Origin of the sequence: Exiguobacterium sp. s132 (genome assembly GCF_018617235.1) — a bacterium.
Taxonomy (GTDB): Bacteria; Bacillota; Bacilli; order Exiguobacteriales; family Exiguobacteriaceae; genus Exiguobacterium; species Exiguobacterium profundum.
Genome location: NZ_JACSJU010000001.1, coordinates 395,266 through 419,683 on the forward strand (window position 1 = coordinate 395,266; position 24,418 = coordinate 419,683).

Below are 24,418 nucleotides of genomic sequence, written 5' to 3' on the forward strand. Positions count from 1 at the left end.
ATGGAAAAACGAGTAATGAACGAATCTCACAAGCAGTTAGAGCTTGAAGTAAAAGCAGAGTCGAAACGTGAGTATCAGCTTCAATTAATCAGTTTCGCGATGATGATTTTACTCACATTCGTGGCATTCGGCGCCGTCTATGCGGAATTGATGCCGGTGTGGGCAGCAGGTGGTTTTTTAATCATCTTGGCGGTCATCCAAGTCTTCCTACAGTTATATATCTTCATGCATATGAATAACCGTGGGAACACGTGGATCGTTGGCATGATGTGGCTAGGTATCTTTGTTGCCATCATCACGGTCGCTGCACTCCGCTTACTCATTTGGTAATTGTGACAAAGGATTGAACATCTGTGGAAACACGGATGATTCGGTCCTTTTTCCTTTACTTCAAAAATGAATGAATAGTAATCTTGAAGTGAACGGTTTCAAAGGTTAGGGAGAGAAAGAAAAGGGGTGAACGGATGCTCTGGAATACGTCGGAGCTGCTCAATCAATTTGATTGGCTCACGTTATGGAGTCCGCTGTTCGGATTGCTCATGGTCGGGATTTATGTGTTATACGCCGTCGTGACAGAGAGAATGGCGAAGCGAGGATATGCCTCGACCACGTTATTACAAAAGTTTAGTATGTTGTTTGCGATTGTCTTGTATTACATCGGTTTTGGAAGTCCAATCGATGTCATGGCACATATCATTTTATCGGTGCATATGTTCCAAATGGTGCTCGTCTATATTTTGGCACCGGCACTCGTCGTTTACGGTCTACCGCACTGGGTGTTTGAAAAAGTACTTAGCTTCAAATGGATTGGGCCGATGTTCAAGTTTTTGACGAAGCCACTGATCGCGCTCATTTTATTCAACGCATTGTTCTCGATTTACCATATGCCGGTCGTATTCGACTACGTCTTGACGAACTACGGCGTTCACCGTATTTTCCACGGTGCCCTTGTCGTCTTTAGTTTGACGATGTGGTATCCGGTCATCGTTCCACTCGTCTCAGACGAAGAGGAAGGCATGTCCGATTTGAAACGAATGGTGTACATTATCGCCAACGGGGTCTTACTGACACCTGCCTGTGCGCTCATCATCTTTAGTCAAACGACACTCTATAATGCATACACGGACCCACAGACGTTTGCGACGGTCCTTGGATACTGTCTCCCGAATGGTGACGTTTCCGGAATTGATTTAGAGGCGTTGATGGGAGCGACGAACAGTGCGCTCGAAGATCAACGTTTCGGTGGGGTCCTCATGAAACTCGGTCAAGAGATCGTGTACGGCTTCTTCTTCGGCTGGACGTTCTTCGGCTGGGTGCGTCGGACGAAGTCACTTGCTCTTGATGAAGGCATGTCATTCACTCCGCAAGAAACAAATGAAAAAAATTAAACAGAACATAAAGGGGAAACATTGATGAACTATCTTGCCTTAATTAGTGTGTCATTCATCGTCATCAGTGCGATTCTTGTCGCCATCGGATGGGTGATTATCGCAAAAGACCGCAGCAACATCGAAAAACATAAAAAGGTGATGACGGCCGCAGCGATTGCAGCGACGACGTTCTTCATCCTTTACGTCTCGCGTACCATTTTTGTCGGTAACACGGCATTTGGGGGACCGGATTCAGTGAAGCCGTTCTATCTTGGTTTTATGATTTTCCATATTCTTCTCGCAACCACAGGTGGTATCCTCGGATTGATTACGCTCTATCTCGGTTATAAAAACAAAATCGAGAAGCACCGGAAAATCGGTCCAAAAGCGTCAGTCGTCTGGTTCTTCACGGCCATTACGGGGGTGACGGTTTACATTCTTCTCTATGTGGCATATGACCCAGGTGAAACGACGAACGTATTCCGCGCGATAATCGGAGGATGATCCATAGAGAGGGAGAGCTGTATGAAACGGAATAGCTATTTGACGGTCGGTTTGACCGTCTTGACGCTTGTCGTCATCGGAGTAGCCGTGTATTTTGTTTTCTTCAATCAAGACGACCTACCCGTCATTCAAGAGCCAACCCCGTTCACATTAACGAACGCATTAAATGAAGAGACCTATAATTCCGACAACGGAAAAGTGAAGATTGTGACGTTCTTCTATACGAACTGTCCAGATATTTGTCCGCTCACGTTACGTGATTTTATGAAACTCGAAAAAGAATTGAAAAAAGAGAACTTATACGGCTCGGACGTAGAACTCGTCGCGATCACGGTTGACCCGGAGGTGGATACCGTGCCCGTTCTGAAAAATTACGGGGAAGCATTCCAAGCAGAGCCGACTGGATGGAAGATGTTGACGGGAGACCAGGTAGACATTGACCGAATCACACGTCAGCTACAGTTCTATTATTCGAAGGCGAACAGCGGACTCGTGACGCATGCGACGACGATGTACGTCATCGACCGCCATCATGATGTCCGTGCTGTCGCGCAGATGGCGACGGCAGGGGATGAACCGGTCGATATCGAATCTATCATGGAGGACGTTAAAGTGCTCGCGAATGAAAAGGAGTGATCACCATGAACGATACGATGGCTGTGATTGGGAATGACTATTCATACGGAGACGTGACGATTGCGGAACGGGCGATTGAAGATTTGATCGCGTGTAGCGCAATCGAATTCGGCTTGAAAGAAGTGAAAGTCGTCTCTCGCTCGAAAGACCACTATGATTATCAAATCATTGCACCATTAACACTCGTCGAGGCAGAGCGATTGTACCGCTATGTTCGAGACCAATTCGATTTATTGCTCGGTCAAGTCGATGTGACATTGACCGTCATTGCGGCATGATATAAGGGAGGACCCGTAAAGGGCCTCCTTTTTTATATGCTCGACGCTACGTTTCTTATGACTATATCTTCCAGAAGTGAACTTTGCTATACTAAATAGTGGAGTCGAACTAATGTTCGCTTTTTAGAAATGGAGGAGGACAAATTATGCAGAACCAAGCCTTAGTCGTTATTGACATTCAAAATGACATCACGAAAAATTACAAAGCAATCATCGACAACATCAATAAAGCGATTGATTGGGCGGTCGAAAAGAAGTTACATATCGTCTATATCCGTCATGAGAATTTATCAGCAGGGACGAGAACGTTCAAAACAGGAACGCGAGGAGCGGAATTAGCACCAGATTTGAAGCTCGCGTCCGACCACGTGTTCACAAAGTACAAGGGCAACGCCTTGACGAGCGAAGCGTTTGTGACGTTCATTGCCAAGCATCACATCGATACGTTTTATATCACTGGGGCTGATGCGACCGCCTGTGTGAAGTCGACTTGCTACAATCTGCGGAAATCTGACTATGCGGTTAGCGTCTTGTCGGATTGCGTTACGAGCTACGATTTGAAAAAACTAGAAGATATGATTATGTATTATAAGAGTAAAGGTTGCGTGATCATCGAATCAAAGGACTTGTCGGCGTAAGTTGCCTAACAACGTTTAACTCGCCCATAAGAAAAACCCCTTCGCTTATGCAAGGGGTTTGACTTCTAATGTTTCTGCGAGTGCTTTTAGACGGCGCTCACAGTCGCGGACGATTTCTTCTGGGAAGACTTCATCGTATTCAACACCGTGTGGATAATAATGCTTTCCTAAAATCGGTGTAAGCATTTTGACAACAGCGTGACGATCTTCGATTTGACCTTCGATCGCGTATACAGGTAAGCGAAGATAGAATGTTTCGCCAGTCGATTGTTTCTCATATTTCATGTCATACGTGGCACGCTCGTAATCCCAAGCACCTTCACGGATGAAATGATGATGATCCATGATCGTCTCGAGCAAACCAAAACGGATTTCTTTTCCCTCGATGTGGAACTGCTCAAATTTCATCATAATCCCCCTTTTCGAATAAACCTCATATGTCATCATACCATATTCAAAAACGTTCTTGGAATAACGTGTGTTCAAATTGTGAAAAAAAGATGAACGATTAATCAGCCGAGTGAATTTAAGTATTCCTCGATTTTTTGAGGGAGTTTCACGCCAAGAGGTAGCAGTCCTTCTGATCCGAAAAAGACGTTGAATTCCAAAATGTAAAATCCTTCTTCCGTCACGATAACGTCAAACGCTGCGTGATTGATAGATAACGTGTTGGCAATCGATTGAACTTCTTTGATGACGTCTTCCGGGATGTCTTCGTACGAGAAGTTAGCCCCTTGAGCGACATTGTTTAAAAAAGCCTCGCTGACACGCCAATAGGCACCGACTACCTCTTCTCCAATCACGATGATGCGTAAGTCGCGATCATTCGGGATGAACTCTTGGACATAGAACGTATCATGATTCTCGACGTATTCTAACCAGTCTTGGTCATTTTTGATTAACCATACCCCTTGACCCATTGAGGATTTGGCTTTTTTGGCGACGAACGGGTAGTGGAATTCTTCCAACACGCGTTCAATCGTGTATGGGTTCTTTCCATAAATCAATGTCTTCGGAATCCGATGCGGATATGTCGCTTTAAAGGCGCGCGTCATCTCGATCTTGTCGTGCCCGAGGTGATAAGTCGCAGGTGATGGGAAGATTGCTTTATTCATCCCGTAGATGATGGAATTGACCATCCAATACTCAGGGAACAGGACGAGGTCGGCAGCGCGAACCTTATCGAGCTGATCGAAATAATATTCGGGTTTCGCATAATCCGTCTTGATACCGGCCGATCGGATCATATTAAAAGAAACTTTTTTCATACGTAGACGCATAGGTTGCGTCTGTTCACTTCCTTTCTACATGGAACGCCTTGCGGTCAACTTCAATTATAGTGTGGATTGCTTACATAGGGAAACAATTGTGGTAAAATCATGGCAGAAAGGGTGAGGGGTATGATAATCACTGAACAGACGATTGCCCTGCTCGATCAAACAGAAGAATTGACCGATTTGATTGAAGCAAGCGAATCGTTTCAAACATATATTCAAACGAAAGCGGCACGTCTCGCATCACAAGAAGCAAAGGAAATCGAGCGTGAGTTCTTGAAGATGAAAGAGGACTATGAGTATGTCCAGCGATTCGGAAAGCATCATCCGGACCACGACCGCATCAAAAAAGAGATGCATCTCATCAAACGTCGTCTCGATGTTCAGCCGGAAATCGCTGCGTTCAAAAAAGCGGAACGAAGCTTGGATAAGTTGTTAGGGGAAGTGAGTGAACTATTGGCTCATTCAGTCTCTCCTAAAATCAAGGTCCCGACCGGTAATCCATTCTTTGATGAAGGTGGATGTTCTGGTGGAGGTAGCTGCGGAGGAGGCGGAAGTTGTGGATGCGCCGTCTAAGTTGAATGAACGGATTGGCTTCGTCGTATACGTGAATTCCTTAAAACAAGTGAAAGCGTTAAGACGTTATGCGAATCTTTACTTTGTCTCAAAACGAGAAAAGTATGCGTTTCTTTATACTGACCTCGAAGGTCATGAAGCCGTACTCGAACAAGTGAAAGCATTGCCGTTTGTGGAAGCGGTCGTTCGAAGCGAACGCCCATTCATTTCCGAAACGTACGAGACAAAATCGAAATAAACAAAAAGATGAAGGTGGCATCACCTTCATCTTTTCTGCTGGAGGGAAAGACATGCGTGTCATATCTGGAGAACGAAAAGGGACCCGTTTAAAAGCGGTCCCAGGAACGGCGACACGGCCGACGACCGATAAAGTGAAGGAATCGTTATTCAACATTATCGGACCTTATTTTTCAGGCGGGAAAGCACTAGACCTTTACGCGGGCAGCGGTGGGCTCGGAATCGAGGCGTTATCACGAGGTTGTGACGAAGCTATTTTTGTCGATCGTCAACCGAAAGCCGTCCAAACGATTCAAGAGAACTTGCGAGCGACCCATTATGAAGTAAAAGGGAGAGTATATCGTCAAGACGCCAAGGCGGTACTCGAACAACTCAAGGTTCAACAGGAACAATTCAAGCTCATCTTTATGGATCCTCCTTATCATGCGGAAGAACACGTGGCGTTCTTACAGCTGATCGATGAATCAGATTTGTTGATCGATATCGGCGTAATCGTCTGTGAACACGGTAGTGACGTGACATTACCGGAGCGGGTGGGACGATTTGAACGAATTAAAGAACAGCGATACTCAGATGTCATCACCATCAGTTTCTATGAGTACGCATCGGAGGAGTGACACGATGAAACGGATTGCGATTTGTCCGGGTAGCTTTGACCCAATCACAAACGGACATCTAGATATTATTGAACGAGCGGCGGCCATTTTTGACGAAGTCATCGTGGCTGTCCTTGAAAATTCAAGCAAAGCCCCATTATTTGATGTGGAGGAAAGACTTGGACTGATTCGAGATGTGACGACACATCTGCCAAACGTGTCGGCTGACGCGTTCGGGGGATTGCTTGTCGAGTATGCCGCAGAGCGGGAAGCGGCGACGATCGTCCGTGGGCTCCGTGCAGTCTCAGATTTCGAATACGAGCTTCAAATCGCATCAATTAACAAAAAGTTGAATGAGAACGTCGAGACGTTGTTCATGATGACGAATAGTCAATATTCGTTCCTCAGCTCGTCGATTGTCAAAGAAGTGGCGAAATATGGTGCATCGGTCAGTGAACTCGTACCGGAACAGGTTGAAATTGCCTTGCGTAAAAAGTATCAAGTGAGTTCGGGACAATGAAATCGTTAAAAATCGGTCTCGGTCTACTCGTTACAGTGCTTCTCTTCCTGTTCGTCCCACTTCCTTACTATATCTCTTCACCCGGAGCAGCGACCTCAATTGAAGAGTTCCTGACCGTCCAAGGTGGCGAAAAAGAGGATGGGGAACTGATGATGGTGACAATCTCCCAACGCCGTGCGACTCCGTTTTGGTTAGTTGAAAGTTGGGTGACCCCGTTCACGGAAGCGAATTTATCCAGTCGCTATTTATACGATGGGGAGAATGAGGCAGACTATGAACGTCGCCAACAATTATTGATGGACTCTTCTCAACAAGCAGCAATCCAATACGCCTATCAATTAGCAGCTCAAGACGTGACGGTTGATTTCGAGGGAATTTATGTATCTGCTCCGATTCCTGGGTCCCTTGCGGCCAATGTGTTGAAGCCGGGTGATGTCATCACGGCCATCGATGGGATGTCCTTTGCCACTCGCGTCGACTTTTTGAATCGCATATCGGAATTTGAGGCGGGCGATGAAGTGGAGTTGACGATTGAACGAGACGGCGAAGAACGTGTCGTGCAAACGCTCATTCAGCCGATCGATCAAAGCGGGGATCGTGTCGGAATTGGAATCTATGAACCACTTCCCGTTCAAGAAATCACGGCTGATCCTGAAGTCGATGTCGCTTTGACGAATGTCGGCGGTCCATCTGCAGGATTGATGTTCACGTTAGAAATTTATGATCAATTGACGCCAGGTGACTTGGCAAATGGAAAACGGATTGCCGGAACCGGAACGGTCGATGAGGAAGGGAATGTCGGACCTATCGGAGGTGCATGGCAGAAAATTGTCGCCGCCGACGAGGAAAGAGCGGAAGTCTTCTTTGTGCCGGCCGGTTCAAATTATGAAGAGGCGCTGGAATCACGAGACCGCCTAAACAGTGACATTGAAGTCGTCCCTGTAAAGACGGTCGAGGATGCGATTCGTTATTTAGAAGAGATGAACTGAGGGCGTTGCCGGTGCTCGATCAATGCATCATCTTGAAGCGGGAGTCGATATGCTTCGGTGACACGAGCTTCAAAATCGAGCCGGGCATCGAACTTACTGACGAGTTGCACGTCTTCCTTCACATCTCGTAACGCATGTCGTCCGAGATCGTTGAAGGCGAGCGGTCTCACGTAAGGGACTTCATCAAAGCGTGTCGGTGCCTCGACTTTTAACCAGTGAAGCAGTACGGCGACGAACGCCCGCTGAATGGCGGTACGCGTGTAGCGACGTGTCGACACGACAGCAAGTGCACGTTCGAATGAAGGCTCGACTCCCGCCTGCTTAAGACGAGGTGCGAGAGAAGCATCAATTCCTACGAGCTCCGTCAATGTGTGGAGTGGCAAGGTTCTCAGTTTGAATTGTAAGACGGGCCAATAGTGTTCCCAATGTGTCATCGGTTGTGTCCGAAACATCGCTTCAGTCGATGCCGGAACGGCACGAACTTCACCGGTGTCTAGGTAATGAGCCCGAATACCCGTTGCCGACATGACGTCCATTAATGAAGGATCATGATAATCAGCCCCGAGCCGTTTGACTGTATGTAACTGAATCATCTTTGCTGCTTTGGCGTAATGATAGCCCAAAATGTTGTTTGGTCGCGTCAAATCAAATGAGGGATAAACGGTCCGGAAAGCTCGACTCGAAGCTTGAGCGGACGAGTGTCCTTCATGTAATGCTTCTTGAAGCGCCTCTTTGTAACGTGACGTCTCTTCGACATGTGAACGGGCTGCATGGAGGATTGCATCTATATCCCCGCTCTCACTCCCGAACGATAGCGTCTGGCAACGGAGCTGTTCAGCAATCGAGACGGAGGCTTTAGCGAAACGGTCGGCGCGTTGGACCCCGTATTGGGTCGGTAGCTCGATGACAAGATCGATCGCACCGCTCTCGACGGCAGCCTTAGCCCGTTTCCACTTGTCGAACGAGGCGGGTTCGCCCCGTTGAGTGAACTGGGCACTCATGATGGCAATCATGACATCAGCTCCGGTTTCGTGACGTGCAGTTTGCGCTTGATAATAGTGCCCGTTGTGAAACGGGTTGTACTCTGCAATAATGGCCGTCTTTTGCATGATTTACTCCTTTGCATTGTCGTATGGATTGGTGTAAGATGAGTAAGTACGCTTTGGCAAAGCGCCGTCGTCAACTGATTTTAGTGTAAAGAAAAAACATTGACAAAACAAGTTGGCCTATCTATAATTCATATTGTTGCAATTGAGGTGATTCGGATGAAATGGTCTATTGCACAGCTACTTAAGCTCCGAAACCAGGGTGACGGTTTTACAATCGATGAGATGGTAGAACTACCAGAGCTGACTCAGCTCCATCCGGATATCCGTTCGATTCGCCCGGTGCATGTGCACGGGGATGCATCGTTCACATCTAATCAAGTTACATTCAATCTGAAGATTCAAGGTGACCTGACGTTGCCAGATGCGCGAACGTTAGAAGATGTCACTTATGAATTCGATATTGAATCGCTCGAGCCTTTCTTTTTGGAGAATGGGCGTTATACGGAGCAATTCGATGACGTGAATTTGCCAGAAGGAAATACAATCAGTCTTGTACCGATTGTAAAAGAGCTCATCATGTTAGACGTCCCGATGCAAGTTTATGGGAACGAAACAGACAAAACTCAGGTTGAAGGAGAAGGCTGGACGCTCACTGACGAACAGCCCGAAGCCCAACCAAAAATTGACCCGCGTTTCGCGGGACTAGCCGACCTGTTCTCGAAAAAAGAGAACGAGGAAGGTTAACTTATCAAGGAGGTGGACAACGATGGCAGTACCATTCCGTAGAACGTCGAAAACTCGCAAACGTCTTCGTCGTACTCACTTCAAACTCAACGTACCTGGTATGAACGAGTGCCCGAACTGTGGCGAAATGAAACTTTCACACCGTGTTTGCAAATCTTGCGGACATTACAACGGTAAAGAAGTAACAAGCAAATAATGCTTGAAGGAGTGACCTGTTCTCAGGTTACTCCTTTTTTGTTTGTCATTTTTGGGTCATGGTGAAAAGATGTGGTAAACTTTTTGTGCGAAAATAGTTCGAATAGGAGGAGGGCCATGATGAACTCCATCAAACGAATTGGTATCATCGGAAACGGAGCGGTCGGATTATTGTTGGCATCTGTGCTCGCAGACGATTACGACGTGACGCTCTATGGAAGGATCGGGTCATCTGATCCACTTTTCATCACACGTATCGGTGTGACGGAAGGGACGGCACGTGTGTCGTTACGGTCAAGTCAGACGCTTCAGGAAACGGACGAGGATCTTTTTTTTGTCACGACGAAAGCCCATCAAGTCGAGGAAGCGACGGCCCGACTCTCGGGTAAGGTGCCCGTCTTTATTTGTTCGAATGGGATTGCCCATCTGGAATATGCGAAACGTCGAGGGTTTCATTTAGGTGTCGTCGAGCATGGGGTGACGAAGCGTGGTCATGAGGTTGAGCATCGTGGACTCGGACGGATTCGAATTGGAAGTACGTCGGGGCTCCATCCTCTATCATTTCAAGAGAGCCCACTTCACATCGTGTGGGAAGAAGATATTGAACAAGTCGTCATTGAAAAATTGTTTGCTAATGCCATCATCAATCCCATCACGGCATTATGCCGGGTCCCGAATGGAGCCCTCGCCGGCTCACCATATCGTGAAATCGCACAATCGATTTACGATGAGTTGGTGCCTTTGTTTGCGCAGCAAGTCTCATTTACCTACATCGAGACGATTATCGAACGTACCGCACAGAATCGCTCCTCGATGTTGCGCGATCTTGAAGAAGGTCGGCCGACAGAGGTGGATGCGATTTTGAAACCGGTGATTGAGAAAGCCGAACAGATGCAGATTTCTCTCACTGTCATTCCGCTATTACATAAACTGATTCTAGGAGCGAGCGCATCGTGTTAGTGTATATCGTTTCATTTCCACTCATCTTATGGTTTATGGTGTATATGATACTTAGAAAAATTATGCCGAAATCAATCAACTCATTCAAACTCGCATGCGATGCCGGGGTCATCCTTTGGTTTTACGCTTGCAGTATTTTACTTGAGGCCATCGTCGGGACAGATATGTTGCTATTATTGCTCGCAGCCTGCTGTGCGATTTTCCCCATCAACGCGATTTGGCAGCGGATTCGTTATGAGGAAGTGTTGTTCACGAAGATGTTCGTCCATGGTTGGCGGTTACTCTTCTTGCTACTTGTTCCGACCCACGCCATTTTATTCGCAATCGGTGTAGCCCAAGGCATGATTCGTTGATTGATTGAAAGGAAGTTGTTATACGTGAAGGTAGAAGCATTTGATGCTCTATATGCATCCACATCACCGATGATTCAAATCGATCATGAATATGGTCGCTGGCTCGATTATCGAGGGATGGATGAAATCGAAAAACGTGCCGAGGAGGTCTCAGGGCGCACCTATGAGCATCTGTCGGAGCTCGTCGAGATAATAAAGGGACAACAAGAACAGTTCGGGGAACTTTCGGAAGAGTTGGAAGCAAATCTGGAGTTACTCGCTCAGCGAAAAGCGTACGTGATGGTGACGGGGCAACAGGTCGGCGTATATGGAGGACCTTTGTTTGCCGTATACAAACTGTTAGCGGTCATCAAACGGGCGAAACAGGCTGAAGCGAAATTAGGGAAACCGGTCCTTCCTGTCTTCTGGATGGCGACGGAAGATCATGACTTTGCTGAAATCAACCATGTCTTCACGACACAGGCGTTTTCGAGGACGTTGAAAAAAGATGCCTTGTCATCGTTACCGCTTGCAGGAAAAGCATCGATAGGGGACTTAGAGTTCGAACGGGTCAAGCTCGAACTTGTTCAAATGGCGCAACGTCTTCTACTGAACGAAGCAGAGACACCGTATACTTCACATTTGTATCATGAGCTGATTGACCTCATTCAAGTGAGTCGTTCGTTCGCTCACTTTTTCGGTGGAATGATGCGGCGATTCGTCGGATCTGACTTTTTATTGTTTGACCCGCACGCGAAAGACGTACGGGCTCTCGAACGACCGATGTTCCGAAGTCTCATCGAGCATCATGACAAGCTCCATGAAGCGCTCGGTCATGCGTATGAAGAAGGGATGCCATCGGTCGACTTGAACAGAGACGCGGCCCATCTGTTTTATCACGATGGGACACGAGAGCTGCTCACGAAGGTCGATGGGGTGTTCACGACAAAGCGAGGACATCGCTTCACTGAAGACGAACTGCTCACAGAGATAGAGGCGCATCCGGAACGTTTCTCAAATAACGTGGTCTCCCGTCCGCTCATGCAGGATTTCCTGTTCCCGATTGTTGGGTATGTGGCAGGTCCCGGTGAAATTGCCTACTGGCTCCAGCTTCGACCGCTCTTCCACGAGATGAGATGGAAGATGCCGCTTCTCTTGCCACGTCTTGGTGGGTTGATCGTGTCAAGAAATGATGAGAAGAAGCTTCGTCAAGAAAGCGTGACATTGGAGCAGTATATGAAGCGACCGCTCCCGGATCATGCATTTGACGATGAAGCGTTTGAAGAAAAGCTATATGCGTATCGGACGCTCACAGAGGCCGTCAGTCATGAGGCAGGGAAACAAGGAAGACGATTTGAGGCGAAGTCGAGACATGTGCTCGAGCGATTGGCGGATGAGATGCGTGCTGAATCGAAGCGAGAACAATATCGCTTGAATGCACGAAGGATTCATCTGTCGACCCGGCTGTTCCCGATGGATGCCCCTCAAGAGCGCATCATCTCGATGGTTCCGATATTAAATCGTCACGGACTAGACGTGTTCAAACGATTGAAACAGGTTTATGAACAATCTGATACGGAGCGATGTTTGTTCTATGTATAATCTTTTTTTGAGAGCTCTTGACATTTGTCGAGAGCTTTTTTTCGTTGTTACCTTTTTGTTTCCTCTTTTCACTAAAAACCTGTACGGACCTTGACATTTTTATGATAAAGTAAGTGTAATAAAACAGTTGAAATATGTAGGTTGAGAGGGTTTTTTGAATGTTTGAGCATGAAACGGTTTTAAAAATGGAGTCCATTGAGGGATTGAACATCAAACCAGATGGGGTATATGTCGATTGTACGTTAGGTGGAGCGGGTCATAGTGAAGAAATCGCAAAGCGTCTAACGACGGGTCAACTATATGCGTTCGACCAAGATGACGTCGCGCTCGCACATGCGAAAGAGCGATTGGCTCCTTATGAAGGCCGTGTGACGTTTATAAAGAGCAATTTCGTTCACTTGAAGGAAGAACTCGCCCAACGTGGTGTGACAAAAGTGGACGGTGTACTATTCGACCTAGGCGTTTCTTCGCCACAGCTAGATGAGGCGGAGCGCGGGTTCAGTTACAACTATGACGCACCGCTCGATATGAGAATGGACCGGTCACGAGACTTTTCAGCCTATCATGTTGTGAACGAATGGTCGTTCGGAGAACTTGCTCGTATTTTCTTTACATACGGGGAGGAAAAGTTTTCAAAGCAAATCGCACGAAAGATTGAGCAAGCCCGTGCCGATAAACCGATTGAGACGACATTCGAGCTTGTCGACTTGATTAAAGAAGCGATTCCTGCACCAGCTAGACGAAAAGGCGGACACCCGGCGAAGCGGACGTTCCAAGCGATTCGAATCGCCGTCAATGACGAGTTGAACGTATTCGACCGCGCCGTTCAAGATGCGATTGATTTACTTGCATTGAATGGACGCATCTGTGTCATCACGTTCCATTCGTTAGAAGACCGCATTTGTAAACAAGTGTTCAAAGAGCGAAGCCAGCATCCACCATTACCACCGGGGTTGCCGGTCATTCCGAAAGAATTTGAACCGGAACTCAAACTCATCACGCGTAAGCCGATCGTGGCGAGTGAGGGAGAACTTGAAGATAACCGTCGTTCACGCTCTGCTAAGTTGAGAGTGGCCGAAAAACAAAAATAACCGAGAGTGTAGGAGGGATACCTGATGCCAGAAGCTGCCCGTAAGGCGTTGCAGCCTCAAGTAACACCGAATCGAAATCCGATTCCGCAAGAACGACCAATACCTGCTCCAAAACGACGCACGTTGACCTTGTTTGAATCGATCCTGTATCCAGTGATGATTGGTTCAGTGGTCATGTTCGGTGGCATCACGGTGTCGAAGCACAATGAAGCGTATAATATTATGCGTGATACAGCAACCGTCAATCAGCAGGTCGACGGGGTTGCAAAAGAAAACGAAGAACTAAAGTATGAAATCGCCCAATTAAGCTCGCCCGAAAGAATTTATGCGATTGCCGAGAAGCTCGGAATGAAATTCAATGAAAAGAATGTCAAGGTGATTGATTGATGAATTCTTTAAAACAGAGTAAAAAAAGAGTGGCGTGGGTAGCGATTGTCTGCTTCACCCCGCTCTTTTTATTTTTTGTCGGATGGTTCCTTTATTTATCCGTCACCCATACGTACAAAGGGGAGAACATGCTCGCATTCGCGGAAGAGCAACGGTGGAAAGCTGTCAGTACGTTAGAAGCGGAACGGGGCGAGGTGTATGATCGCTTCGGTCAACCGATTGCCATCAACATTCCATCATACCGGCTCGTTGCCGTTTTGAAACTCGGTGGTGAGCGGGTCAAAGGGAAGACGCTTATGCCTGATGAGTTCGCCGAAGCGGCGAAGCAATTGTCGACCGTGCTGCCTATGACAGAAGCCGATTTATTGAAACGGCTTGAACAAAATGCCGACCTTGGACAGATCGAGTTCGGTGTTCCCGGTCGTGACTTGACCGTAGAACAAAAAGAAGAGATCGAAGCATTCGACCTAAACGGCATCACGTTTGTCGAGGAACCGAAGCGCTATTACCCGAACAAAGTATTTGCTTCCTCGGTAATCGGATATGCCCAGAAAATTGACCAGAACGGTCGTATCGAACTCGTCGGTGAATTAGGGATTGAAAAGTCTCTGAATGATATTTTAAGTGAATCGTACGGTCTGTATCGATTTGAGAAAGATTTGGCAGGTCGTGAACTCATATCGAGTGACGAGCAGTTGAAGATTGAACCGGAAGACGGGGCGGACGTCCAATTGACAATCGACCACAGAATCCAACAGTTGCTCGAAACGAAGATGAATGAGTTGTATGAGGAGTATGAGCCGAAACATGCGACGGCCATCATCATGGACCCGAAAACGGGAGAGATCATCGCACTATCGGACCGACCATCGTTTGATCCGAACACACGCGAGATTTCTTCGTACAGTAACTTCTCTGTTTCGTCTCGATTCGAACCTGGATCGACGATGAAGATCTTTACGCTCGCGGCAGCCATCAACGAAGGCGTGTACAATCCGAATGAGCTGTATGAATCCGGTTCATACAAATATGGCAAGACGGTCTTCAATGATTACAACATTACGGGATGGGGTACCATTCCTATGGTAGAAGGCGTCTGGCATTCGTCGAACGTCGCATTCTCGATTTTAGCGAACGAACGACTTGGTCTCAGTCGATATGAAGATTACTTTAAAGCTTTCAAGTTTGATCAGCGGACAGGAATCGATTTGCCTGGAGAGGTCAATAGTCAATTCGATTTCGAAAGTCCGATGAACGTCTTGATTACGGCATGGGGACAATCGACAGCGGTGACACCGATGCAAATTTTGCAAGCGACATCGGCCATCGCAACGGATGGGACGATGAAGCAACCGCACCTCATCAAGAAAATCGTCAACAGCGAGACCGGCGAAACCATTCGGACGACCAATCCGAAAGAAGTCGGTCAACCGATCACGGCGGAGACAGCCAAAAAGACACGTGAAGCGCTCGACGGTGTCGTCAATAGCGATGTGGGAACAGGGCAACTGTATGCGTTAGACAACTATCGCGTCGTCGGAAAGACCGGTACCGCTCAAATCGCCGAGAACGGAAAATATTTGAGTGGACAGTATATTCACTCGTTCGTCGGGATGGCTCCGGAAGACGATCCGGAACTTGTCATGTATATCGCGGTGGACAGACCGAACAGTGACTCGTCTACGACCGGGCCACGAATCATGGCGCCACTTTTCAAAGACGTGATGGATGTCGCATTACGTTACCGGAGTGTCGAGCCTGAAAAACAAGAAAAAGCAGTCGAAGCCTCGACGAAGACAACGTCTTCGTATATCGGTCAAAACCGTGAAGAGGCAGTGAACGCATCGACGGAGAATTCCTTCAATCCGATCGTGTTAGGTGATGGAGACGAAGTGATTGCGCAGAGTCCTGTGAAAGGACAATCTTATGTCGTCGGTGAACGATTGTTGCTAAAAACGAGCGAGTCGTTTACGATGCCTACATTAAAAGGTTGGTCGTTGCGTGACGTAAAACGTTTAGCGACCCTATATCAATTAAATTTAGAAATCGACGGTACCGGATTTGTCACATCGCAATCGATTGGCAAAGGGAAACCGGTCAAAACAGGTGCCTCCTTGAAAGTGAAATTGGAGACCCCGTCGAATTAACGCACGAGATGAAGAGGGCTGCGGCTCTCTTTTCCTATGTAAGAGGAGGAAGTTTGTATGGAACAACTGACAGTTCAAAAATTGGCATCATGGTTTGGCATGGATCTAAATGACGAACGTCTCGTCGAACGGGTCGCCACAGATTCAAGAGATGCAAACGAGGCGGGTCTCTTCGTCCCAATCGTTGGGGCGCGAGTCGACGGTCATGATTACATCGAGGCGGCCGTTGAAAAGGGTGCGATTGTCACGTTCTGGGAAGAAGGTCGTCCTCAACCAGACAACCTGGTTGTCATCCCTGTGAAATCGACGATTGAGGCATTGCAAACGGCAGCGGCGCGATATTTAGAAGAAATCAATCCGCTCGTCGTCGCCATTACAGGCTCGAATGGGAAGACGTCGACAAAAGACATGGTCGCTGTCGTGCTCGAGGAGAAGTTCAAGACGCATAAGACGGCCGGTAACTTCAACTCGGACGTCGGCTTGCCACTTACCGTTCTCAGAATGCCACGGGATACGGAAGTAGCCGTCCTAGAGATGGGAATGAACGGATTCGGTCAAATCGAGACGCTGTCAAAACTCGCCAAGCCTGATGTGGCGTTTGTGACGAATATCGGGGAGTCCCACGGTGAACAAGTCGGCGGACGGACAGGTATCGCCAAGGCGAAACTTGAGATCAAGGCCGGTCTCAAAGCAGACGGTCGCTTGATCGTCGATGCGGATGAGCCACTTCTTTCCGGTCAAGGCTATCGCGTCGGATACGATGAAACGGCGGATGGGAAAATTGAAGTGATCGAAACGACATTTGACGCATCGATCTTTAAATACAACGGTGACTTGTATGAACTAAAGGTGCTCGGTGCCCATCAGATTCGAAACGCAGCCTATGCAATCGCGTGTGGACTTGCGTTCGGTCTCGATCATGCGATGATTCAACGTGGCCTAGACCGAATCAAGTTGACATCGATGCGGATGGAAAAACAGATGTTCGGCGAAGCTCACCTCATTAACGATGCCTACAACGCAAGTCCGACGTCGATGATTGCAGCGATTGAGACGGTCAAGTCGCTTGAAGGATTCTCGAAGCGTGTGCTCGTCCTTGGAGATATGTACGAGTTAGGAATGGATGAACAACTGCAACACGAACAAGTCGGTGGCGCGGTGATATCTCCCGTGACCGATTGTATTCTCGTCGGAGACAAGGCAAAATGGATCGCGGATGGGATTCAAGATTCACGAGTGAACGTTAAAATGGTCCCGACGGTTGAGGAAGCGAAGGCGCTCCTTCATCATTATCAACGACCGGATACTGTGGTATTGTTAAAGGCATCTCGAGGACTGGCGCTTGAGCGTCTTGTTCAATAAATAAAGTAGTGAGGTAGCAACATGTTAATTAGTTTAATCGTATTAATCAGTTCATTATTAAGTGTCTTGATCGTGATGCCGCGAGCCATCCCAGCATTGCGTCAATTAAAGTTCGGACAAGAGATTCGTGACGAAGGTCCAGGTTGGCACCAGAAGAAGTCAGGTACACCGACGATGGGTGGGATCGTCATCCTGCTCGCCATCCTTGTCGGATTCATCGTATCCGTCATTTTTGGCGAAGCGGTCGCTGGATTCGGGTCTCTTCTATTCGTTACGATGGCATTCGGTGTCATCGGTTTCTTAGATGACTACATCAAAGTCGTCAACAAACGAAACCTCGGATTGACGTCCCTTCAGAAGTTGATTGGTCAAATCGTGGTATCGGTATTGTTTGCATGGTTCTTGTCACTCGGGGGAGACCTCGATACATCGATCTCGATTCCATTCACGTCGATTTCGTTCGATACAGGATGGTTCTATATCGCCATCGTCATCTTCTGGCTCGTCGGATTCTCAAACGCCGTCAACTTGACAGATGGATTAGACGGACTCGTCTCCTTCTCGGCCATCCCGACGTTCACATTCTTTGGGATTTACGCCCTTACACAAGATGAACTTGGGATTGCTTGGTTCGCGTTTGCGGTCGTCGGTGCCTTGATCGGGTTCCTAGTCTTCAATAAGTATCCGGCTAAAATCTTCATGGGTGACACCGGTTCGCTCGCACTAGGCGGAGCCGTCGCTGGACTCGCTTTGATGTTGAAGCTCGAATTGCTTCTCGTCTTTGTCGGAATCATTTTCGTCATTGAGACATTGAGCGTCATCTTGCAAGTCATCTCGTTTAAAACGACGGGGAAACGACTCTTCAAGATGAGTCCGATCCATCACCACTTCGAAATGGTCGGGTGGTCAGAATGGCGCATCGTACTCACGTTCGGAGGCATCAGTTTAATTACAGCAGGTTTATCATTACTACTCATGTAAAAGGGTGAGACAGATGGAAAAGCAATGGCACGGTAAAAAAGTTCTTGTCCTCGGTGCTGCGAAGAGCGGCATTGCAGCGGCGACATATCTGCATCATGTAGGAGCAGATGTGACGATCAATACGGGGAATATCCCTCCGGAAGACGAACAGGAAAAAATTCAGGCGCTTGGGATTCAATCGGTATTTAACGAACATCCCCTCGCTCTGTTGAATGAGACAGAGTTGATTGTCAAAAATCCAGGCATCCCGTATCAGATTCCATTGCTTCAAGAAGCGATGTCTCGAAACATCCCAATCTATACCGAAGTGGAACTTGCTTATTTGGCAACGGAGGCGGAATTTGTTGCCATCACCGGCTCAAATGGGAAAACGACGACCACGACACTCGTCTATGAATTGCTCAAAGGTGGGGAACGTCCGGTGCATCTTGCGGGAAACATCGGATTCCCGGCGATTGAAGTGGCATCTCAGGCGAAGATGGGCGATTTGATTGTGATTGAATTGTCGAGTTTTCAATTGATGGGGATTGAGTCATTCCATCCCCGCTCGGCGGCACTACTCAATCTATCGGAAGCTCATCTGGACTATCATGGGGATTTTGATGCGTATGCGGATGCAAAAGGAAACCTGTTCCGTCAAATGACGAATGCAGACCAAATCGTCGTGAAAGTGACGGATCCGGAAGTGATGAAACGCGTCCCGGTAGAGATTGAACCAACTACGTTCAGCTTTGACCGAGGTGACGCTTCTGTCGTCGATGGATGGGTCACAGTTCGTGGTGAAAAAATCATGCAAGTAAATGAGTTGGCACTAGGTGGGGCGCACAACGTGGAAAATGTATTGGCTGCACTACTCTTAGTGGAACCATTTGCTATTCCACGTACGCATATCGAACGTGTGTTACGAAACTTCGGTGGCGTCGCGCATCGGACCGAGAGTCTCGGTGATGTGCTTGGACGTGCTGTTTACAATGATTCGAAAGCGACGAACAACGTAGCAGCGGAAGCGGCGTTACGGGGGTTTGATGCCCCAATCGTTTGGCTTTGTGGTGGTCTCGAACGCGGTGCGGACTTATCTTCGCTCGCCTCTGCTCTCTCAAAAGTAAAAACTGTCGTCGCGTATGGTGAGACGGCTGAACGATTTAAAGAGCTCGGCGAGTCTCAACAGATTCCTTCTTTCACGGTCGAGACGTTGGCAGACGCCGTTCCGCTCGCGTTTGAGAAATCCGAGACGGGAGACGTCATCTTACTCTCACCCGCCTGTGCTAGCTGGGATCAATTTAAAACGTTTGAAGAACGAGGCGAGCAGTTCGTTCAACTCGTCCGTTCATATGAGGAGGCGAACCGATGAAAATCATGATTTCTGGTGGTGGTACCGGTGGTCATATTTATCCGGCACTCGCATTGATTGAAACGCTACAAAAACGTCACCCGGATTTACAGGTACAATACATTGGAACGGAGAATGGATTAGAAGCCGATCTCGTACCGCGAGCCGGTGTCCCGTTCAAGTCGATTCAAATCGCAGGTCTGAAGCGTTCGCTTTCACTCGAGAATCTGAAGACCGCCTACTGGTTTTTGAAAGCCGTTCGGGCATTGAAGAAAGACATGGCAGCGTTTAAACCGGACGTCGTGATTGGCACGGGTGGTTTCGTATCCGGTCCTGTCGTTTATACGGCACAACAGCTTGGGATCCCCACGATTCTGCATGAACAAAACAGTATCCCGGGATTAACAAACAAATTCTTATCGAAGAAAGCCGATCGGGTCGCCCTCTCGTTCAAAGGATCGGATGTCCATTTTCCGGGCGCGAACGTTCGCTTGATTGGAAACCCGCGTGGTAGCGAAGTATTGCAGACGGAAGTCGATGAGGCGTCTATCCGCGAACAGTATCGTTTAGATGACCGTCCGATTGTCTTGGTTTATGGTGGAAGCCGCGGAGCCGAGGCCATCAACCGAGCGGTCGTGGAAGCAATCCCAGCGCTCTCAGAATTGCCGATCAACGTCCTTTACGTCACAGGGAAAGTGCATTTCGATGCGGTGTCGAAACAGGCACCATCCTCTGACAATGTACACATTCATCCGTACGTGTACGATATGCCATCTCTACTCGCTTGTACGTCACTCGTCATCTCACGAGCTGGCGCTTCAACGATTTCAGAATTGACCGCACTTGGCTTACCGAGCATTTTGGTCCCAAGTCCGTACGTGACAGCTGACCATCAAACGAAAAATGCTTCGGCCCTCGTCGAGAACGGGGCGGCCCTCCTTGTGAAAGAAGAAGCGTTGACGGGTGTTTCGCTCGTAGAGACGATTCGTCAAGCACTCGAACAGCGTGAAGAGATGGCGAACGCATCGCGTGCGCTCGGTTTCCCGAACGCGTCAGATGCATTGGCCGACCTGGTAGAAGAAGTCATTCAATAAAGGAGTAGAACCCGATGGAACCAAGCCAACAAACGGTACGCAGTCTCGAAGACCGTATTCCATACATGAAAAAACAACGGCGTAAAAAAGCGAACCGTCGGATGTTCTCTGTACTCTCACTGTTTGGAATTCTCATCTTACTCGTGGTCTACATGCAGACTTCCATGTCGAACGTGAAAGAAGTGAAGGTATCGGGTCTATACTGGTTAGAAGAAACGTACGTGTTTCAGGATATGGAGCTCGATTCATCGACGAAGTTTGTCAGTCTTTCCCCAAACAAGATGAGTGAACAGATGGAAAAGTTGCCTGGTATCAAACGGGTAGAGATCGATCGTTCTTGGTATAACAAGGTTCATATCTCTGTGACAGAAGAGAAAATGATTGCTTATGCGAAAGCCGAAAAAGGAGATGTCGTCGTGTTAGCCGACGGTTCACTCCATCCGACCGGAGCCATCACCGATCCGCAAAAGCTAAAGGACGGACCGCTCTTGCGAGAGTTCAACACGGAAGCAGAACTTGAAAAGATTGCAAGTGAACTCGAACGGGTGGATGATGCGACTCGGGCTCGTATGTCAGAAGTGATTTTATCAAAACGAAAAGATGAGCCGACGCGATACGAGATTTTTATGAACGACGGCAATACGTTACTCACACCTACATTGAAGTTAAGTGAGACCGTATCGAAGTACGGAGAAATTTATGAAAACATCCCGAAAGGTGAGCGTGGGACCGTCGTCATGGATGGTGGGTTTTACTTTGTTCCATACGAGAAAACGAATGAATAATCAGTTATATTACAGTCCTTAGACACATAAGGGCTGTTTTTTTGTCGTTTGTAAACGAATTGATAACGCGAAACCGCTTAAATTGTAGGATTCTACCTTTTCTCACTATCTTATTTGTTGTAAACTTAGACGTGAGATATCTTGTCGAAACCAACAATTTTTTTGGATATCTGTATACGTGTCAGGCAATTGGAACAGGAAAATTATAGAGCGGAGGTGTTTCCCTTTTGGAAGCGAATGGTTATGTGGCCGCATTAGATATTGGAACGTCAGAGATTAAGCTCGTCGTCGGTGAATTGCTCGGCGGAACGCTTAATATTTTGGCAGAAGGGTGTGCACCGTCTGCGGGTGTAAAACGTGGCGCTGTCGTAGACATCGATAAAACAGTCCAAGCGATCAAACAGGCCGTTGAGCATGCTGAGACATCGCTAGGTGATCAAATTCGATCTGTATACGTTGCCATCGAAGGGGAGCATATCCAAATTGCCCCATGTCACGGAATTGCATCCGTGAAGCGGGAAGATCAAGAAATTACCGACGCAGACGTGATGGAAGTCATCAACTCGGCACAAGTAATGCGATTACCGGACGAGATGAGTGTCATCGATGTGATCCCATCTTCATTCACGGTTGATCAACAAACAGGTGTTGTCGATCCACGGGGTATGTTAGGCTATCGACTTGAGATGCATGGGAAAATGGTGACCGGGTCGAAGACCATTTTACATAGTATTCGTCGTTCGATTGAACGGGCTGGATTACAACTCGAAGGTTTTATTCTAGGAAACCTTGCGCTCGGCATGAGTGCAGCTTCTGTAGATGAAATCGATTTAGGAATCGGGCTCGTCGATGTCGGACATGAAAAGACGACGGTTTCCGTATTTTATCGGGGAGATCTCGTCTACTCGTATATCCTCCCGGTCGGTGGAGATCATATGACAAGAGACTTGGTCTATAAACTCAATTGTAAATATCAAGACGCCAAAGTGGCGAAAGAAGAATATGGTCTCGCTCTTGAAGAAATGGCTGATGAGACAGAAGGTTTCTCCTACACGAACATCAATGGGGAAGTGGCGTTCGAACCACAGTCAGAAATTAGCTACGTTTTAGAAGCGAGAATAGAGGAAATGTTTACCCTAATGTTGAATAAGGTTCAAAAAGTAGGTGTTCCGATGCTGAATGGCGGATACTTACTTTGCGGTGGGGCAGCTGCTCTACCGGGTATTCAGGAGTTGGCGACTCGCATTATGGGCCAAAAGACGAGATTGTATCAACCGTCGTCGATTGGTGTCAGACATCCAAAATACGCGACAGCCGTCGGTGTATTGAAATATGTCTTGATGAGTGATCATCACGTTTCGAAATCTCAACTTGAAAAACCGGAAGTTCGCCAGGAAACACTTCACACGAAGCCGGAAGCGACCGATATTCATGTAGGAGAGAACGAATACGAGAGCGATCAAGAGTCGAAAAAAGGATTTAGTCGTTTGATGGAAAAATTATTTGGCGTTTAAGCTGACGATGTAATACAACTTGGAAAATACGTAGGGGGATACCTGAATGATGTACTTTGATGAGGCGATTGACGCCGTAGCAAAAATTAAAGTAATTGGAGTCGGTGGCGGCGGGTCAAACGCCGTTAACCGCATGATTGAACATGGGGTACAAGGAGTCGAGTTCATCGCAGTCAACACGGATGCACAAGCGTTGAACATGTCGAAAGCCGACGTGAAGCTTCAACTTGGTGCAAAATTGACACGCGGTCTCGGTGCAGGTGCGAACCCGGATATCGGTAAAAAGGCGGCTGAAGAAAGCCGTGAACAGTTGATTGAAGCACTTGACGGTGCAGATATGGTATTCGTCACAGCTGGAATGGGTGGCGGAACGGGAACAGGTGCTGCTCCGGTCATCGCCGAGATTTCAAAAGAAATCGGCGCACTCACGGTCGGTGTCGTGACAAAACCGTTCATGTTTGAAGGACGGAAACGTATGCAACACGCACAGCACGGTATTCAAGCGTTCAAAGAAAAAGTAGATACCCTCATTGTGATTCCGAACGATAAGCTTCTTGAAATCGTGGAACGCAACACACCGATGATCGAAGCGTTCCGTGAAGCGGATAACGTCCTTCGTCAAGGTGTACAGGGAATCACAGACTTGATCGCCATCCCTGGTCTCATTAACCTCGACTTCGCGGACGTGAAAACGATCATGACGGAGAAAGGGTCTGCCCTTATGGGTGTCGGTGTCGCGACAGGTGAAAACCGTGCCGTTGAAGCAGCGAAGAAAGCAATTTCGTCACCACTTCTCGAATCTTCAATCGAAGGAGCGAAAGGTGTCTTGATGAACATCACTGGTGGACTTAGCCTTAGCTTGTTTGAAGTGACGGAGGCGGCTCAAATCGTTCAAAGTGCGGCTGATGAAGAAGTGAACTTGATCTTCGGTTCGGTCATCAACGAAAACTTGAACGATGAAATCATCGTTACCGTGATCGCAACTGAATTCGCTGAAGAAGCACAAGGAACGAACCCGTTCCTTCAGCAGCCGAAAAAACAGCCTGAGGTTGAGAACAAGGAACCCCAACCAAAAGCAAATGAAGCGGCTCAACAAGACGAAGGGAACTTCCATCGCCCAGTGTATGGAGGAGACGTCCCAGACGAGACGATCAACATCCCTGCGTTTGTGAGACAACGCCGTAACTAAACAACTAGGGGTGCCGGTACTCGGCATCCCTTTTTCTA

Annotated in this window: 29 protein-coding genes; 26 read left to right on the forward strand and 3 right to left on the reverse strand. The window is 47.8% G+C overall.

Going from position 1 to position 24,418, the window contains the following annotated elements; translation table 11 throughout:
- The 6 genes from KNO78_RS02005 (at position 1) to KNO78_RS02030 (ending at position 3,426) form a co-directional block, all read left to right on the forward strand.
- Positions 1-330, forward strand: coding sequence for a cytochrome C oxidase subunit IV family protein (locus tag KNO78_RS02005; RefSeq protein WP_031421543.1), 330 nt, complete (start codon positions 1-3; stop codon positions 328-330).
- Between the two features lie 134 nt (positions 331-464).
- Positions 465-1,388: a cytochrome c oxidase assembly protein gene (locus KNO78_RS02010; RefSeq protein ID WP_214691095.1), complete on the forward strand. Its 924-nt coding sequence runs from the start codon at positions 465-467 to the stop codon at positions 1,386-1,388.
- 24 nt (positions 1,389-1,412) lie between these two features.
- Positions 1,413-1,874, forward strand: a complete 462-nt coding sequence (locus tag KNO78_RS02015) for a DUF420 domain-containing protein (protein ID WP_015881287.1) — start codon at positions 1,413-1,415, stop codon at positions 1,872-1,874.
- 21 nt (positions 1,875-1,895) lie between these two features.
- Complete coding sequence (locus tag KNO78_RS02020) at positions 1,896-2,510, forward strand: SCO family protein (RefSeq protein WP_214691094.1); 615 nt, start codon at positions 1,896-1,898, stop codon at positions 2,508-2,510.
- Between the two features lie 5 nt (positions 2,511-2,515).
- Positions 2,516-2,788, forward strand: coding sequence for a hypothetical protein (locus tag KNO78_RS02025; RefSeq protein WP_074037351.1), 273 nt, complete (start codon positions 2,516-2,518; stop codon positions 2,786-2,788).
- 146 nt (positions 2,789-2,934) lie between these two features.
- Positions 2,935-3,426, forward strand: coding sequence for a cysteine hydrolase family protein (locus KNO78_RS02030; RefSeq protein ID WP_214691093.1), 492 nt, complete (start codon positions 2,935-2,937; stop codon positions 3,424-3,426).
- 45 nt (positions 3,427-3,471) lie between these two features.
- On the opposite strand, the gene KNO78_RS02035 is transcribed toward KNO78_RS02030, so the two are convergent.
- Both KNO78_RS02035 and KNO78_RS02040 read right to left on the reverse strand, forming a co-directional pair.
- A complete protein-coding gene (locus KNO78_RS02035; RefSeq protein WP_015881291.1) occupies positions 3,472-3,834 on the reverse strand; it encodes a YugN family protein in 363 nt (120 codons plus the stop codon).
- A gap of 104 nt (positions 3,835-3,938) precedes the next feature.
- Positions 3,939-4,694 (reverse strand): ATP-grasp domain-containing protein, encoded by a 756-nt coding sequence (locus KNO78_RS02040; protein WP_074037944.1) that lies wholly within the window; start codon positions 4,692-4,694, stop codon positions 3,939-3,941.
- Between the two features lie 132 nt (positions 4,695-4,826).
- Between KNO78_RS02040 and KNO78_RS02045 the strand changes: the two genes are divergently transcribed.
- The 5 genes from KNO78_RS02045 to KNO78_RS02065 are packed head-to-tail and all read left to right on the forward strand — an operon-like array spanning position 4,827 to position 7,618.
- Positions 4,827-5,276, forward strand: a complete 450-nt coding sequence (locus KNO78_RS02045) for a YlbF/YmcA family competence regulator (RefSeq protein ID WP_015881293.1) — start codon at positions 4,827-4,829, stop codon at positions 5,274-5,276.
- Entirely contained in the window at positions 5,260-5,514 is a 255-nt protein-coding gene (locus tag KNO78_RS02050) for a YlbG family protein (protein ID WP_143406649.1), read from the forward strand. The genes KNO78_RS02045 and KNO78_RS02050 overlap by 17 nt, the downstream gene beginning before the upstream one ends.
- 52 nt (positions 5,515-5,566) lie before the next feature.
- On the forward strand, positions 5,567-6,130 hold the full coding sequence (gene rsmD, locus KNO78_RS02055; RefSeq protein ID WP_214691092.1) for a 16S rRNA (guanine(966)-N(2))-methyltransferase RsmD: 564 nt from the start codon (positions 5,567-5,569) through the stop codon (positions 6,128-6,130).
- 4 nt (positions 6,131-6,134) lie between these two features.
- Complete coding sequence (gene coaD / locus KNO78_RS02060) at positions 6,135-6,629, forward strand: pantetheine-phosphate adenylyltransferase (RefSeq protein ID WP_015881296.1); 495 nt, start codon at positions 6,135-6,137, stop codon at positions 6,627-6,629.
- Positions 6,626-7,618, forward strand: coding sequence for a SepM family pheromone-processing serine protease (locus KNO78_RS02065; protein WP_214691091.1), 993 nt, complete (start codon positions 6,626-6,628; stop codon positions 7,616-7,618). The genes coaD and KNO78_RS02065 overlap by 4 nt, the downstream gene beginning before the upstream one ends.
- Here KNO78_RS02065 and KNO78_RS02070 read toward each other — a convergent pair.
- Complete coding sequence (locus KNO78_RS02070; protein ID WP_074037342.1) at positions 7,597-8,727, reverse strand: tRNA(Met) cytidine acetate ligase; 1,131 nt, start codon at positions 8,725-8,727, stop codon at positions 7,597-7,599. The two genes, KNO78_RS02065 and KNO78_RS02070, sit on opposite strands and share 22 nt — an antisense overlap.
- A 156-nt stretch (positions 8,728-8,883) precedes the next feature.
- Between KNO78_RS02070 and KNO78_RS02075 the strand changes: the two genes are divergently transcribed.
- The 15 genes from KNO78_RS02075 (at position 8,884) to ftsZ (ending at position 24,380) form a co-directional block, all read left to right on the forward strand.
- Complete coding sequence (locus KNO78_RS02075) at positions 8,884-9,411, forward strand: YceD family protein (protein ID WP_015881299.1); 528 nt, start codon at positions 8,884-8,886, stop codon at positions 9,409-9,411.
- Positions 9,412-9,433: 22 nt separating this feature from the next.
- Entirely contained in the window at positions 9,434-9,607 is a 174-nt protein-coding gene (gene rpmF / locus KNO78_RS02080) for a 50S ribosomal protein L32 (protein WP_015881300.1), read from the forward strand.
- Positions 9,608-9,726: 119 nt separating this feature from the next.
- The gene (locus KNO78_RS02085; RefSeq protein ID WP_251125231.1) at positions 9,727-10,566 is read left to right on the forward strand and encodes a 2-dehydropantoate 2-reductase; all 840 of its coding nucleotides are present in this window, start codon (positions 9,727-9,729) and stop codon (positions 10,564-10,566) included.
- On the forward strand, positions 10,560-10,919 hold the full coding sequence (locus KNO78_RS02090; RefSeq protein WP_015881302.1) for a DUF3397 domain-containing protein: 360 nt from the start codon (positions 10,560-10,562) through the stop codon (positions 10,917-10,919). The genes KNO78_RS02085 and KNO78_RS02090 overlap by 7 nt, the downstream gene beginning before the upstream one ends.
- A gap of 24 nt (positions 10,920-10,943) precedes the next feature.
- Positions 10,944-12,500: a bacillithiol biosynthesis cysteine-adding enzyme BshC gene (gene bshC / locus KNO78_RS02095; RefSeq protein WP_214691089.1), complete on the forward strand. Its 1,557-nt coding sequence runs from the start codon at positions 10,944-10,946 to the stop codon at positions 12,498-12,500.
- Positions 12,501-12,658: 158 nt separating this feature from the next.
- Complete coding sequence (rsmH, locus tag KNO78_RS02100; protein WP_078146645.1) at positions 12,659-13,591, forward strand: 16S rRNA (cytosine(1402)-N(4))-methyltransferase RsmH; 933 nt, start codon at positions 12,659-12,661, stop codon at positions 13,589-13,591.
- Between the two features lie 24 nt (positions 13,592-13,615).
- Positions 13,616-13,978 carry a cell division protein FtsL gene (gene ftsL, locus KNO78_RS02105; RefSeq protein ID WP_074037336.1) on the forward strand — a complete coding sequence of 121 codons (363 nt, stop codon included), beginning with the start codon at positions 13,616-13,618 and terminating at the stop codon, positions 13,976-13,978.
- Complete coding sequence (locus KNO78_RS02110; RefSeq protein ID WP_214691088.1) at positions 13,978-16,125, forward strand: penicillin-binding protein; 2,148 nt, start codon at positions 13,978-13,980, stop codon at positions 16,123-16,125. The genes ftsL and KNO78_RS02110 overlap by 1 nt, the downstream gene beginning before the upstream one ends.
- Before the next feature lie 57 nt (positions 16,126-16,182).
- Complete coding sequence (locus tag KNO78_RS02115; protein ID WP_214691087.1) at positions 16,183-17,487, forward strand: UDP-N-acetylmuramoyl-tripeptide--D-alanyl-D-alanine ligase; 1,305 nt, start codon at positions 16,183-16,185, stop codon at positions 17,485-17,487.
- A 21-nt stretch (positions 17,488-17,508) separates the two neighbouring features.
- Positions 17,509-18,468, forward strand: a complete 960-nt coding sequence (gene mraY / locus KNO78_RS02120) for a phospho-N-acetylmuramoyl-pentapeptide-transferase (RefSeq protein ID WP_074037332.1) — start codon at positions 17,509-17,511, stop codon at positions 18,466-18,468.
- Positions 18,469-18,481: 13 nt separating this feature from the next.
- On the forward strand, positions 18,482-19,819 hold the full coding sequence (gene murD / locus KNO78_RS02125) for a UDP-N-acetylmuramoyl-L-alanine--D-glutamate ligase (RefSeq protein WP_214691086.1): 1,338 nt from the start codon (positions 18,482-18,484) through the stop codon (positions 19,817-19,819).
- Complete coding sequence (gene murG / locus KNO78_RS02130; protein WP_214691085.1) at positions 19,816-20,892, forward strand: undecaprenyldiphospho-muramoylpentapeptide beta-N-acetylglucosaminyltransferase; 1,077 nt, start codon at positions 19,816-19,818, stop codon at positions 20,890-20,892. The genes murD and murG overlap by 4 nt, the downstream gene beginning before the upstream one ends.
- A gap of 14 nt (positions 20,893-20,906) precedes the next feature.
- Positions 20,907-21,677 (forward strand): cell division protein FtsQ/DivIB, encoded by a 771-nt coding sequence (locus KNO78_RS02135; RefSeq protein ID WP_159562055.1) that lies wholly within the window; start codon positions 20,907-20,909, stop codon positions 21,675-21,677.
- A 227-nt stretch (positions 21,678-21,904) separates the two neighbouring features.
- A complete protein-coding gene (ftsA, locus tag KNO78_RS02140; RefSeq protein WP_214691084.1) occupies positions 21,905-23,191 on the forward strand; it encodes a cell division protein FtsA in 1,287 nt (428 codons plus the stop codon).
- Positions 23,192-23,237: 46 nt separating this feature from the next.
- Positions 23,238-24,380: a cell division protein FtsZ gene (gene ftsZ, locus KNO78_RS02145; RefSeq protein ID WP_015881313.1), complete on the forward strand. Its 1,143-nt coding sequence runs from the start codon at positions 23,238-23,240 to the stop codon at positions 24,378-24,380.
- Positions 24,381-24,418 lie beyond the last annotated feature (38 nt).

Bases quoted from the DNA above. Each gene is read 5' to 3' on its own strand.
- KNO78_RS02005 (WP_031421543.1), top strand. From the start codon at position 1: ATGGAAAAACGAGTAATGAACGAATCTCACAAGCAGTTAGAGCTTGAA.
- KNO78_RS02010 (WP_214691095.1), top strand. From the start codon at position 465: ATGCTCTGGAATACGTCGGAGCTGCTCAATCAATTTGATTGGCTCACG.
- KNO78_RS02015 (WP_015881287.1), top strand. From the start codon at position 1,413: ATGAACTATCTTGCCTTAATTAGTGTGTCATTCATCGTCATCAGTGCG.
- KNO78_RS02020 (WP_214691094.1), top strand. From the start codon at position 1,896: ATGAAACGGAATAGCTATTTGACGGTCGGTTTGACCGTCTTGACGCTT.
- KNO78_RS02025 (WP_074037351.1), top strand. From the start codon at position 2,516: ATGAACGATACGATGGCTGTGATTGGGAATGACTATTCATACGGAGAC.
- KNO78_RS02030 (WP_214691093.1), top strand. From the start codon at position 2,935: ATGCAGAACCAAGCCTTAGTCGTTATTGACATTCAAAATGACATCACG.
- KNO78_RS02035 (WP_015881291.1), bottom strand. From the start codon at position 3,834: ATGAAATTTGAGCAGTTCCACATCGAGGGAAAAGAAATCCGTTTTGGT.
- KNO78_RS02040 (WP_074037944.1), bottom strand. From the start codon at position 4,694: ATGAAAAAAGTTTCTTTTAATATGATCCGATCGGCCGGTATCAAGACG.
- KNO78_RS02045 (WP_015881293.1), top strand. From the start codon at position 4,827: ATGATAATCACTGAACAGACGATTGCCCTGCTCGATCAAACAGAAGAA.
- rsmD (WP_214691092.1), top strand. From the start codon at position 5,567: ATGCGTGTCATATCTGGAGAACGAAAAGGGACCCGTTTAAAAGCGGTC.
- coaD (WP_015881296.1), top strand. From the start codon at position 6,135: ATGAAACGGATTGCGATTTGTCCGGGTAGCTTTGACCCAATCACAAAC.
- KNO78_RS02065 (WP_214691091.1), top strand. From the start codon at position 6,626: ATGAAATCGTTAAAAATCGGTCTCGGTCTACTCGTTACAGTGCTTCTC.
- KNO78_RS02070 (WP_074037342.1), bottom strand. From the start codon at position 8,727: ATGCAAAAGACGGCCATTATTGCAGAGTACAACCCGTTTCACAACGGG.
- KNO78_RS02075 (WP_015881299.1), top strand. From the start codon at position 8,884: ATGAAATGGTCTATTGCACAGCTACTTAAGCTCCGAAACCAGGGTGAC.
- rpmF (WP_015881300.1), top strand. From the start codon at position 9,434: ATGGCAGTACCATTCCGTAGAACGTCGAAAACTCGCAAACGTCTTCGT.
- KNO78_RS02085 (WP_251125231.1), top strand. From the start codon at position 9,727: ATGAACTCCATCAAACGAATTGGTATCATCGGAAACGGAGCGGTCGGA.
- rsmH (WP_078146645.1), top strand. From the start codon at position 12,659: ATGTTTGAGCATGAAACGGTTTTAAAAATGGAGTCCATTGAGGGATTG.
- ftsL (WP_074037336.1), top strand. From the start codon at position 13,616: ATGCCAGAAGCTGCCCGTAAGGCGTTGCAGCCTCAAGTAACACCGAAT.
- KNO78_RS02110 (WP_214691088.1), top strand. From the start codon at position 13,978: ATGAATTCTTTAAAACAGAGTAAAAAAAGAGTGGCGTGGGTAGCGATT.
- KNO78_RS02115 (WP_214691087.1), top strand. From the start codon at position 16,183: ATGGAACAACTGACAGTTCAAAAATTGGCATCATGGTTTGGCATGGAT.
- mraY (WP_074037332.1), top strand. From the start codon at position 17,509: ATGTTAATTAGTTTAATCGTATTAATCAGTTCATTATTAAGTGTCTTG.
- murD (WP_214691086.1), top strand. From the start codon at position 18,482: ATGGAAAAGCAATGGCACGGTAAAAAAGTTCTTGTCCTCGGTGCTGCG.
- murG (WP_214691085.1), top strand. From the start codon at position 19,816: ATGAAAATCATGATTTCTGGTGGTGGTACCGGTGGTCATATTTATCCG.
- KNO78_RS02135 (WP_159562055.1), top strand. From the start codon at position 20,907: ATGGAACCAAGCCAACAAACGGTACGCAGTCTCGAAGACCGTATTCCA.
- ftsZ (WP_015881313.1), top strand. From the start codon at position 23,238: ATGATGTACTTTGATGAGGCGATTGACGCCGTAGCAAAAATTAAAGTA.